The sequence below is a fragment of the Rothia amarae genome, assembly GCF_014705945.2.
GTDB classification, from domain to species: Bacteria; Actinomycetota; Actinomycetes; order Actinomycetales; family Micrococcaceae; genus Rothia; species Rothia amarae.
Genome location: NZ_CP061538.1, coordinates 1,455,434 through 1,467,322 on the forward strand (window position 1 = coordinate 1,455,434; position 11,889 = coordinate 1,467,322).

Consider the following 11,889-nt stretch of genomic DNA (forward strand, 5'->3'; position numbering starts at 1 on the left):
AAAAGGGAGGATGAATCAAATGATTCATCCTCCCTCTTATACTGCTGGAGCCAGGTTCAGTTCAGCTGAAATTTAGCCTTCGCACTCTACACAGAACTTGAGATTGCCCTCTTCGCGCGCAATCTGTGAACGGTGGCGAACCAAGAAGCAGGAGGCGCAGGTAAATTCGTCTTCCTGTGCAGGTAGAACAACAACGTTGAGTTCTTCATTAGAGAGGTCTGCACCGGGAAGCTCAAAACTTTCAGCAGCAGCGTTTTCATCCTCATCTACTGCACCGGACTGCATTTCAGAACGGTGTCCGTTGAGTTCCTCAATGGACTGGTTGTTATTGTCTTCATCTTGCTTGCGAGGTGCATCGTAATCGGTAGCCAAAGTTAGCTCTCACGCTCCGTTTGTCAGCGGTGGGGTCTCTTGTATGATGCCCAGCCTAGGTCAAAAAATTCGTTGTCAGCGCCACGAGGGATCATCTGCGATGTTCTTTTTTCGTTCGGTAACGCGTAGCATTTTCCACTATTAATTCTCATATGTCTAGTTCAGGCAGATAAATCAACTTCATACTCTGCCTTGCGAAGTAATTTTTTTTGGATCCTACAAGGGTCTTTTTTGCTGTTCTCTCTCGAAGATGAGTGAGTTTTCCTCTCAAAATCGGTTTATTTTTCCCATAGTTATCGGTAAACAGGTAGTCTTTTCATGAATCCCTGTTTGAGTTGAGGAGAAGTATGTCCGATTCGCACGCCATTGAGCTACGACTGGTCAAAATTCATGACGATGGTGAACATCTTGTTCTTAAATCGTCAGACGGCACCGAATTCACGTTGCCCATTGACCAAAATCTGCGCACCAGCGTCGCTAAAGCTCGACGCCTTCAGCCAGCTCGTTCGCGCAGTGGCTCAGGCGCGTTTGGTCCCCGCGACATTCAGGCACGATTCCGCCAAGGCGCAACAGTAGAAGAAATCGTTGAAGAATCAGGGTGGGACGCCGAGCGTGTACGCCGCTACGAATGGCCTATTGTTGCTGAACGCGCGCATATTATTACTGCAGCTCGATCCGTCTTAATCTCCTCCATTGATTCCTCGCGCAATGGCGAGGGCAAAGCTGCCAACCTCGATGAGCATATTGCTCGTCAGGCTCAAAAATTTGGCTTCGATGAAAACTCTGCCGACTGGAATACTTTCCAGCAAGAGTCTGGCTCTTGGACCATCTCTGTGGACTTCAATTTGCCCGATGCTGTAGCAAATGACTTGCCTCGCGGTGTCGTCTTTCCCGCACGGTGGAACTATAACCCTGCAAATCAGGGGATCTATGCTTCTAACGAAAGTGCCTACTTCTTGATGGGGCGTGATGATTCTTCCGACGGGCCGCTCCCAGGAATCGGGCACCACGAGACTCACGCAGAGGAACCAGAATCAACGCCTGCAGTACAAAAACCGGCTCGATCGGTGGGCGCTTTGGCGCCTGCACTTACCGCTGAACAGATGGAATCTGTACGACGGGCAGAAAAGTCTGCGGGAAACATCGGTCAAAGTGGCACTCGTAACATTCACTCCGCTCGTGAGCGCAAGCTAACTGATTTGCTGGAACGTGCACGCCGAGCATCACTGGAAAAGTCCGATTCGACTGTCGCATCTCAGACAACTGCAGAGCCCGTTGCACCGATGCCTTCTCCTGAAGTTCCCCAGGAGATGCCGCCCAGTGACTCTGCAAAATTTTCTCAGTCCGAGGAGAAATCGGCTCCAGTTAAAGAATCTTCTACTGAACAAGATTCAAAATCCAATGGGGATCAAACTGAATTCACTGTCCCGGTAGTTGTAGATACAAACGTCATCAGCGGTTATCAGCAGTATTCACCCCGGGAAAATCAGCAGGAGCAGCCTGGAGAAGATACATCCGCTACTGCGTCTGCGCCCAGCGCCCCCGAGTATGAGCAGAAGGCTTCTGAAGAACAGCAACCAGCCAAGCCTACCCGCCCCAAAAGGGCGTCAGTGCCGAGCTGGGACGACATTATTTTTGGAAACCAACGCAAGTAAGTTGATTGCATCGCCCTGAGATGTCCGCGCTGTCTGGAGTTCTTCATGAAACCAGGCAGCGTTTTACTCGTATCTGCAAACTTTAGATGGGTAAGATACTGTGAGAAGAAGTACCCTTTGATATTCCCCCATCAGGCGTACTATATATTGTCAGGCTTGAATAAATCACTCGCAATCCAGGTCTGAAGTTCGCATCACACCGCAATAACTAGGGAATCATTTCATGACGAAACCCCATCAGGACACATCCTCAGAGTTCGAGGACTTTTCCTCTGCTGACTCCCCCACAGAAAATCTGCCTATCCAAGAGGATTCAACTGAACAGTACTCCACCGATGAACTGGCAGAGGGCTATGAATATGTGCACCCCGATGGTACTACCACCGGATCTCCCGTCGAAGAAGATGACTCGCTCTCTCATCAGCTATTTCTCAATGGAACAGTAGTAGAAAAACGGTCCCTAGCAGACCGCCTTCAAGATCGTAAAGAGTCGCAAGCGCAGCAACGCGCTGAAAAAGAAGAACGGGAACGGCAAGAGCAGGCAGCGAAAATCGCTGCTGGTATCGCCGCAGTGCGTGCCTCACGAACTGACGAAGGTGTCGTAAGTTCCGTGGCCTCTGAAGAAGAAAAGCGCTCTCACCGTGGGCTTTGGGTGCTTGGCGCCTCTGCTTTTCTCGTTCTACTAGGTGGAGGTTCTCTATTGGCGTTGGGAAGCATGAACAACGACCCGCAACCCATGGCTGTGCCTGCCGAATCTTCTAGCTCCGCGGCATCTTCTACCTCCGCAACTCCGAGTTCGGCAAAGCCCTCCGCCACGCAGACAGTTGCTGCCCCTGAAGTCAAATACGTAGAGCAAACTACTGTTCCCGTTGCACCGGGTCAGGTGGATTATGTAGAAGATCCGGCAACACAGGCTACCGAACCGTCAGTTCCTGCACCCGTCCAGACTCCAGTGGCACCTGTTGCTCCTCCAGTTACCGCAGCACCATCGGCAGCGACCGCCGAACAGCCTTCGGTGGAACCGACGACCGAAGATCCCACTTCTGCTGCTCCTACGACTCCAGCTACGCAACCCCCAGCAACCCAAGCACCGGCACCGTCCGCTGCTCCTCAAACTGTTGCCCCAGTTCCTACAGTGGCTCCGGCATCGCCCAAGGGACAAACCGGTGCTCTACAGCAAACAAGCGCGGCAAATATACAACAGATGCCGGCACCCACTAACTAACGGGCGAGCCCCCGAGCGATCTACAAAGTGGTAGAGGTAGCGTGATTATCTACCTAGCGTTAAGTACACGCAGGGGAACAGCGGTTTCCTCACATGTGAGCGATCCGTGTTGCCCCACCATGTTTAGCGCATGCGGCTTGAAATGACGCATGTCATACAGTGCAATGGGTTCACGGCAGCTGATGAGCACATCACCAATACGATCCCGTGCCTGCTTGTTGAGATGAGGCCCAAAATAACCCTGCTCAAACAATTCTTCGCTGTCTAGAATCCAGGCTTTTGACCCCCATCGCTCTGCCCAACGCCGCATGGTCTCCATTTTGGCGGGCGCACTGGAATCTTTGAGGAGTAATTGCACCATCCGAGGCTCACCCGCTGTATGAGCCACATTCTCAAGCAACTCGGCATCTTCTGAATAATCGATTCGGTTTTCAACGGCAATATCAACCATGCCGTGGTCAGCGGTCAGCAGAATGAGTACATGCGGGGGCACGCGTTCTGCTAGCCGTCGCATGGCGAGGTTCAGTTCTTCGAGCTGTTCAATCCATTCTTGCGATTGAACACCATAGCGGTGCCCTGCCTGGTCAATTTCACCCCAGTACATGTAAACCAGCGAGGGCTTACGAGCAGAGAGAATACTGCTTGCCATAGTGATCCGAGCTGTAGTCGATTGAGCGTGGATAAACCGTCCACCGCGAAGACCAGATAGGCTAAGCCCACTTTTCTCATACTTATTCAGGGATACCGTAGCAACATCGCAGTGGTTCTCAAAGCGCTCGAAGACCGTGGGATAGGGTTGCCATTCTTTGGGGTCTACTCTTTTGTCCCAGCCAGAGAGCTGATTCATCACCGATTCGGTGCCGGGGTTATAGACCTCATATCCTGCAACGCCGTGATACCCGGGAGGTAGAGCGGTGCCAAAGCTCGTCAATGATGCCGCCGTGGTGGAGGGGTAAGCGGAGTGGAGCGGACCCAGGGAGCTTGTCTTTTTAAGGTAGGGAGCGTAGGAGCCATAGCGGTTGAGGAGGTGCTCTCCTAGCCCATCAACCATCACTACGCACACGCTACGATATTTTTTCGAATCAAATCCAGCGTGCGTAAGACGTTCTTCCAAGTTCAGTACGTCATGCCGCCCCTGCCCTAACCAGGGGTGGGGATCAGGCGTCAGCGATTGCCCGGCAACCAGCGTGCCTGCAGATTCAAAGAGATCTGCCACATTATTTTCAAAGTAACGCGGGGGTTCTGGCAGCTCAACGCCGCAATAATCCTGCAATTTCATCGTTTAGAGTCCTAGCTGGCGGCGTCGAAGTTCTTTCGCAAAATCACGAGCACGGTGCACGGCTTCTATACCATCTGCCGGGCCGCTAACTCTCAGCACTACGTCCTCACTCGGTGCGACCCCGGTATATCCGTGATCGGCGGTACAGGTTGGATCAGGACACTGTGCCGGTTGCACATCGAGACGCTGCCCGCCCGTCCACGAAATGGTTAGCGAAATTTCCGACGGATCAGTGGTCTGTTCAAACTGCTGGGGCTGTGGGTAGGAATAGCTCATACCCACAGAACGGAGGGCAGAGATTTGCACAGATTCCACGTTGACGTGCGCCATCACCGACTCCCCTTCGTCATCTAACTGCTGATCATCCAGATGAGCGACCATCAGCAATTCTTCGGCGATAGCCAAAACGGTGATGTGGCGGTGGATTTCGGCATTATCGATATGCGTTTCCAAATGCACCAAATGTGCCGAGGGTTCTAGTCCCAGCAGCCCATCATTGACGGCGCTCTTGACGAGTTCCGGATAAAAACCCAATCTGGAAATAGATTCTTCTAAATCCTGCATCACCGTATTCGCCACTGTTCACTCGCTTTCGCCAAAAAATACTGAGGTTAACCAGTCTAATAGTTTCTGCTTCTCATCCTATAAACCAGCTTTAGAATCCGTCGCTTCTGCCATTTCTGTGAACGCCTAGGCGCTCAAAGAACGACGCGCGGAATCTGTTCGTTGACGGGGATTACCCAAGGTAATTTTGGCTCGAGCTACGGTCAAAGTGGTCTCGGAAACGATAACGGGACTCAGCTGAAGTGAGGCTATTTCTGGGTGGTTATCTTTCATCAGCGCCACTCTGGTCGCTAAATCCTCAAGAAGATCCACACGCACTTCGGGCAAATCATCATCCCCAAAGAGTTTGGAGGCAGCTTTGGGCGAGCGAATGAGTTTTTCTACATCACGTTTAGTCAGCGGAGGAATTCTATAGGCCCAATCTTCTAGGAGAGCCGTGGTATCGCCGCTCATACCGAATGAGATTACGGGTCCCAACAGGGGGTCTTCGATAGCTTCCATTACTGCAGATTGCCCGGCCTCTGCCTGCTTTTGTAGCTCAATTTCCTGCTTGCCATAACGAGCCAACCGCTTTTTCATGGTCTCAAATTCAGCGCGCAACTGCTCTGCATTTTCAATGCCCAGGCGCACACCGCCCAAATCAAGTCGCTTGCTGAGCGCCTCGTCGGTGGACTTGAGAACCACTGGGTAGCTACCTAGTTCTTCCACCCTATCTACCGCTTCTTGCGGTGAGTCAACAGTGGTGGACGGTAGCAACTCAATACCGTAAGCATCAAGTAAGGACGCCACGTCCTCTTGAGCGAGAGGAAGAAGATTTTCTCCTTGAACTCGGGGCATAAAATCAGCAATCAGATGAGCCGCGGTATCGGGGCTCACTCCTGAAGGGGTAGCGTAAGTTCCGCCTTCTTTTTCACGCCATTCCACATAATTCATCACGGCAGCCAAAGAATCGACCGCCCCCATAGGCGATGCGTAGCAGGGCAACCCTGGATGCTCAATGGTCGAATCTTGTACCAGCCCCACCATCGAAGCGGCATTTTCAATGATCCCCGGAAAAACAGCAAGTATAGGTTTAGTGATTTCCTCTGCTACACGCTGGGCAAGTGAAGCGATTTCCCGGCAGACCTGCGCGTCCTCGTGCATAAAGACCACAATGAGGGCGTCGACGTCCGAGCTTTCCGCAGCGGTACGAAGCATTTGCTGAACAAACGCACTGTCCTCATGCTCGAGATCCAGAGCAGCATCTGCAAGCTTTACCTCTATTTCTTGGGTATTAGCCCGATCAGCTACCATCTGAGCCAGTGCGGTGGCATTAGAGACTACAGCCAGGCGGCGACCAGAAGGAAGTGGCATCGAGACTAATAACTGTGCAATATCCAAGACCTGTTCGCTGGAATCGGCGCTAATGACACCCGATTGTTTAAACAGAGATTCCAAAGCGGTCGCCGGTGCAATAGACGTCCTACCGGTATGCCCCGGAGGCAACTGCATTCCAGTGACGGCGTTCTTAGCTACAATAACCGGTTTGTTACGAGATAATCTGCGCGCAATTCGACTAAATTTTCGGGGATTTCCAATAGATTCAAGGTAGAGAGCACATACCGAGGTCCCCGGATCATCTTCCCAATACTGCATCAAATCGTTACCGGAGACATCGGCGCGGTTGCCCGCAGAGACCAAGGATGAAACACCGATTCTCCGGCGAACAGCCATATTAGAAAACATCTCGCCCATCACTGCAGACTGGGTAAAAACGCCAAGAGTTCCAGCTTGGGGATCGTGTTGATTCACCGTGGCATCTAGGTTGATTTCGGGAGAATTGTTGAGAATACCAAAGGACGCCGGTCCGATGATTCGCATGCCGAAAGAACGCGCTGTGCGAACCAAAGCTTTTTGGCGAACCTGCCCTCGTGCGCCGTCCTCTGCATATCCTCGTGTGAGAATTAAAGCGCCTCGGATGCCCGCCCGACCGCAGGATTCAACCACTCTCTCCACCTGTTCAATGGGAACCGTGATGAGTGCAAGTTCAACGCCTTCCGTTTGATCTACGGAAGTAACGATGTTGGGAGACTCACCTGTACTGTCAGAGATCGCTCCGCCTTCCAGGCAAACTCCCCAAATCTTGCCTTGAAACCCTCCCTGGCGAATAGTCTCAATCATGGGCTGCGCCTGATCAGACCATGTAGAGGAACTACCCACCACAGCAATCGACGCAGGATTGAGAAGCTCACTAATCGATTTGGCTTCTGCACGGTGCTCACGCGATTCCATGACCTGACGGGACCGATCGGTAGGGTCAATATCAAAACGCACCATCACGAACCCGTCATCAAACGCCCGTGAGACGTCGTAGCCGGTATCTGCAAAAACGTTGAGCATCGCACGGTTCTGAGGGAGAACTTCAGCGGCGAACTTATTGATTCCTAGTTCTTTGGCGGCCGCTGCCAAATGTTCGAGAAGAATAGAACCAATACCCCGCCCTTGGTGGCGGTCTGAAATCATGAATGCGACTTCTGCCTCAGTGGGGTCGTCGGTGCGGTCAAAACGGCCGATACCTATCATTTCGTCGCCCAGCATCAGCACAAATGCAACTCTGTCTTTATGGTCCACTGTCGTAAACCGAGTGAGCTCCTTTTCACTCAACTGAGGTTTGGGCGCAAAGAAGCGAAGGTAAATCGTTCGTTCGCTTTGCCCTGCATACATCTGCTGGAGAGCGTTACGATCGGTAGGAATCACGGGGCGCAGGTGAGCTGTTGCGCCGTCGCGAAGTACCACGTCTGCTTCCCAATGGGCGGGGTAAATAAAGGGGATTTCAGCGGTGGTTGGCGCGCCCTTAATTAATGGTTCCCGCGAACCTATTTGATGTGATTCGGTTGCGCGCAGTTGTTCAGACATTTTTGTTAACCCCTACCCGGTTGGCACAGTACTTCTGAGAGAAAGATTTATCAAAAGACATCTGGGGCATTCTTTCAATAACTCTTAGCCACTAGCCTATATCGAATATGGTGTGGATAACACAAAAACGATGCCCTCGTTCTTCATCTGTGAAGAACGAGGGCATCGTTTACATCTCGCAAACTGCAAGCGCAGAATCTACGGAGAGATTATTGCTTAGGCGTGACGGCGGCGGGAAGCCACAATCGCTGCACCGCCCAAAGCGAGCAGAGCTACAGCACCGATAGCTAGTTGCACGCCGGAGAAACCGGTGTGTGCTAGACGCTGACCTAGGCTAGGGGTCTCCGCCGTTGCGGTTCCTTCAGCAGGAGCAATTTCCTGGGAAGAGCCCACTACTGGGTTGTTATCCTGCGCTTCTTCAACGATGGAAGGCTGTGCAGAAGGAGCAGCAGCTACTGCAGCGGGTGCCGAAGACTCTTCTGAAGGAGCAGCCACCGTTGCCTGTGCCTGAATATACTGCAGTGGTTGCCTGCCCGGAGGTCGAAACACCCACGGCATTGAGTGCCCAAGTGTTGGTTGCTTCGGCGATGCCAGCGGTCGGAGTGGAAGAAACAAGGATGTGGATCAACTGATTTGCCGCAATCTGATCCATTTTCAGAGTGAAACCGTCCGCGAAACTGATCCTACTGCCATTCCGCCGATGGAAAGTGTGGCAGCTGCGATAGCTGCGACGTGCTTGCGCATATTTTCCTCTAAGTTAAGAAGCGCTGCTGAATTTAAATGGGTGTTGTTTTCAGCATTGTTATTTCAATTCAAGGGAATTGGTAAATCTAAGAAACAGATAATTATTATTAGATGTACCGCCAATTCACGATATGTTGTCCCTCATTGGCATCCCCGGTAGGCAATATTTCATCCTCGAAGTATCGCTTGATTGAAGCCTACCAACCCCATCCACCATAGAGTGAGACCCTGGGCACATCTAATACAAATGTCCCCTAACGTATTAGTTTTATCCATCCTTTTGGTTAACAATATTCCATTCTTTTTGTCGATTCTTTATCCTTTTTAATAATTAATTTCTTATCTTTTAAGAGAAATTAAACTCTCCTCAATAAAAGAAAATTAAGCACCTTGGCACCGCTGACCTGGAGTAATACTCTCTAGGCAAACCCTCATTTGAAAGTTCCTCTCCCTGTTCATCCAGGCGGTAAACTAGAGAGAAACAAGAACCCACAGCTGAAGAGGTATAGATGGCGCGCCGCTCCAAGACATTTCAGGATGATTACCCCACCGATGTCGTCGAAAATATCGTAGATATCGATGTTTCTTCTGAAATGGAAACCAGCTTCCTGGAGTACTCATACTCAGTGATTTACTCTCGCGCGTTGCCCGATGCCCGTGATGGTCTGAAACCGGTTCAACGCCGCATCCTCTATATGATGCAGCAAATGGGTTTACGCCCTGACAAGGGGCATGTGAAATCTGCCCGCGTGGTCGGGGAAGTCATGGGTAAACTCCACCCCCATGGCGATTCAGCGATTTACGATGCGATGGTGCGCCTTGCTCAACCCTTTGCTATGCGCATGCCCCTGGTAGATGGGCATGGCAATTTCGGGTCTCTCGATGACGGTCCGGCGGCGTCTCGCTACACTGAAGCTCGGATGGATCCCGCAGCTCTTGCCTTGACGGCGGATCTCGACGAGGACGTCGTCGATTTTGTACCTAACTATGACAATCAATTCATGCAACCTGCGGTTCTTCCCGCAGCCTTCCCCAACCTTTTGGTGAATGGGTCCTCAGGTATCGCTGTGGGTATGGCGACCAATATGCCGCCGCACAATTTACGGGAGGTTATCGCCGGTGCTCAACATCTGCTTGCGAATCCCGATGCCTCTCTCAAAGACATCATGAAGTTCATCCCCGGTCCCGATTTACCCTCCGGAGGTACAATCGTAGGTTTGCAGGGTATCAAAGATGCCTACGAGAACGGTCGGGGTATTTTCAAAACTCGTGCCACAGCGTCCATTGAGCAGGTTTCAGCGCGAAAACAGGGCATTGTAATTACCGAGCTACCTTACATGGTGGGTCCGGAAAAGGTCATCGAAAAAATAAAGGATGGCGTCAACAAGAAGAAGCTGGTAGGCATCTCAGACGTTACTGATTTGACGGACCGCAAACACGGTTTGCGCATGGTAATTGAACTCAAAAACGGGTTCAACCCGCAAGCTGTTCTTGCATCGCTCTATAAGTTCACCCCGCTTGAAGACTCATTCGGTATCAACAATGTGGCACTCGTTGATGGGCAGCCTCACACTCTCGGTCTGCTGGATTTGCTGCGGGTCTACGTCAACCACCGCGTTGAGGTTGTACGCCGTCGTACCGCTTTCCGCCTGAAAAAACGCCAGGACCGTTTGCATCTGGTGGAGGGTCTGTTAGTTGCGATTGTAGATATTGACGAGGTTATCCAAATCATTCGCTCCTCGGACGAGACTGCTCAGGCTCGCGAACGCTTGATGACTATCTACGATCTGACCGAGGTTCAGGCGAACCATATTCTGGAGCTTCGCCTCCGCCAGCTCACCAAGTATTCGCGAATTGAGTTAGAGAAAGAGCAAGAAGAACTTCAAGCGGAGATTTCCGAGTTAGAGTCAATTCTGGCGCAGGAATCTAAATTGCACCGGTTGGTTTCAGACGAATTGCAGCAGGTTGCCGATTTGTATGGCACCGATCGACGGACCAAGCTAACGCAGCGAGACGATTTGGAGAAAGCCGTTTTGGCAGCGGCTCCCGATGCGCCGAAGAGTAAGAAGTTGGGTTTGGCGCTCGAAATCGCTGACGATCCGTGCTGGGCGGTGCTCTCAGCATCAGGCATGATGGGGCGCACCAACTCAATCCGAACTCAATTACAGGCCTTGCCCGATCCCGCTAAGCGAGTGAAGCATGACGCGCTCCTCTCTCTTGTACCGACCACCGCTCGTGGAGAAATTGGTGCAGTTACTTCTGCCGGACGCATGATTCGTGTGAATGTTATGGATTTGGTGGTGCTGGAAGAGAGCAATGGCGCTCCCCTGCTGAATTCCGGAGTGAAAGCAACAGAGGCAATTACACTAGCGCGAGGTGAAACGCTGGTGGGGATTGCTCCGCTGAATCAGATTATTGCTCTAGCAACCGAGCACGGTCTAATTAAGAGAGTGAATCCCGAATACCCGCTCAACGCCGATGAGTGGGAAATTATCAAGCTCAAGCCCCGAGATCGTGTGGTAGCGGTGCATCAGTGCGCTTCTAACGATTTGAATCTCACCCTGGTCACCGAGCAGGCGAAGTTGCTGACTTTCGATGCCGCCAAGGTCCGACCCCAGGGCAGATTGGGAGGAGGCATTGCGGGCATCAAGTTGGCAGAGAACGACCGAGTCATTGCCTTAGGCGTTACGGCCCCCGGTGCTCCCGCTCAGGTGGTGACCATAACGGATGGTTCGGCAGAGGACGGCGCTGCTGCCTCCGCGAAGGTAACCGAACTCAGCGAATTCCCTGCCAAGGGACGCGCTACCGGTGGTGTACGAGCGCATCGGTTCTTAGCGGGGGAGACAAAACTTTCCGTAGCCTTTGTGGGAGTTGGTCCTGCTCGCGCCACCACTGCCGCCGGGGTTGCTCGTTCATTGCCCACCGAGTTTGGGGTGCGAGACGGCTCAGGAGTTTCACTGAACCAATCGATTGCTTTGATCGGCCCCAGTTTTGAAGAAACTCGCTACTTGCTAGGTGCATTGGGATCCCGTCAAGAAAAAGTAAAGTCTCCTGGTGCCCCGGCGGAAACTTCCGACCAGCCAGAGGCTGAGTCAACTGCCGTAGCTGAGTCTATGGACCCGCTCTTCTAAGAGCAATTCATCTTTAGCAAAGAA

The 11,889-nt window shown here is 52.0% G+C and carries 8 protein-coding genes; 3 read left to right on the forward strand and 5 right to left on the reverse strand.

Features of this window, described 5'->3' with window-relative positions; all coding sequences use genetic code 11:
* Positions 1-72 precede the first annotated feature (72 nt).
* A complete protein-coding gene (locus IDM48_RS06970; RefSeq protein WP_068173084.1) occupies positions 73-372 on the reverse strand; it encodes a DUF4193 domain-containing protein in 300 nt (99 codons plus the stop codon).
* 347 nt (positions 373-719) lie between these two features.
* Here IDM48_RS06970 and sepH point away from each other — a divergent pair, with 347 nt between their 5' ends.
* Complete coding sequence (sepH, locus tag IDM48_RS06975; protein ID WP_068173087.1) at positions 720-2,027, forward strand: septation protein SepH; 1,308 nt, start codon at positions 720-722, stop codon at positions 2,025-2,027.
* A gap of 223 nt (positions 2,028-2,250) precedes the next feature.
* Entirely contained in the window at positions 2,251-3,252 is a 1,002-nt protein-coding gene (locus IDM48_RS06980; RefSeq protein ID WP_190616666.1) for a hypothetical protein, read from the forward strand.
* A gap of 49 nt (positions 3,253-3,301) precedes the next feature.
* On the opposite strand, the gene IDM48_RS06985 is transcribed toward IDM48_RS06980, so the two are convergent.
* From IDM48_RS06985 to IDM48_RS07000, 4 genes are all read right to left on the reverse strand, one after another.
* Positions 3,302-4,531, reverse strand: a complete 1,230-nt coding sequence (locus tag IDM48_RS06985) for an alkaline phosphatase family protein (RefSeq protein WP_151146725.1) — start codon at positions 4,529-4,531, stop codon at positions 3,302-3,304.
* A 3-nt stretch (positions 4,532-4,534) separates the two neighbouring features.
* Positions 4,535-5,110 carry a DUF5998 family protein gene (locus IDM48_RS06990; protein ID WP_068173094.1) on the reverse strand — a complete coding sequence of 192 codons (576 nt, stop codon included), beginning with the start codon at positions 5,108-5,110 and terminating at the stop codon, positions 4,535-4,537.
* Positions 5,111-5,221: 111 nt separating this feature from the next.
* Complete coding sequence (locus IDM48_RS06995) at positions 5,222-7,990, reverse strand: bifunctional acetate--CoA ligase family protein/GNAT family N-acetyltransferase (RefSeq protein WP_190616668.1); 2,769 nt, start codon at positions 7,988-7,990, stop codon at positions 5,222-5,224.
* A 216-nt stretch (positions 7,991-8,206) separates the two neighbouring features.
* Positions 8,207-8,485 carry an NPXTG-anchored protein gene (locus tag IDM48_RS07000; RefSeq protein ID WP_202939863.1) on the reverse strand — a complete coding sequence of 93 codons (279 nt, stop codon included), beginning with the start codon at positions 8,483-8,485 and terminating at the stop codon, positions 8,207-8,209.
* A 758-nt stretch (positions 8,486-9,243) separates the two neighbouring features.
* Between IDM48_RS07000 and IDM48_RS07005 the strand changes: the two genes are divergently transcribed.
* A complete protein-coding gene (locus IDM48_RS07005; protein ID WP_190616671.1) occupies positions 9,244-11,865 on the forward strand; it encodes a DNA gyrase/topoisomerase IV subunit A in 2,622 nt (873 codons plus the stop codon).
* The last annotated feature ends 24 nt before the right edge of the window (positions 11,866-11,889 follow it).

Excerpts from the sequence above, each read along its gene's own strand:
- sepH (WP_068173087.1), top strand. The coding sequence starts at position 720 with ATGTCCGATTCGCACGCCATTGAGCTACGACTGGTCAAAATTCATGAC.
- IDM48_RS06980 (WP_190616666.1), top strand. The coding sequence starts at position 2,251 with ATGACGAAACCCCATCAGGACACATCCTCAGAGTTCGAGGACTTTTCC.
- IDM48_RS06985 (WP_151146725.1), bottom strand. The coding sequence starts at position 4,531 with ATGAAATTGCAGGATTATTGCGGCGTTGAGCTGCCAGAACCCCCGCGT.
- IDM48_RS06995 (WP_190616668.1), bottom strand. The coding sequence starts at position 7,990 with ATGTCTGAACAACTGCGCGCAACCGAATCACATCAAATAGGTTCGCGG.
- IDM48_RS07005 (WP_190616671.1), top strand. The coding sequence starts at position 9,244 with ATGGCGCGCCGCTCCAAGACATTTCAGGATGATTACCCCACCGATGTC.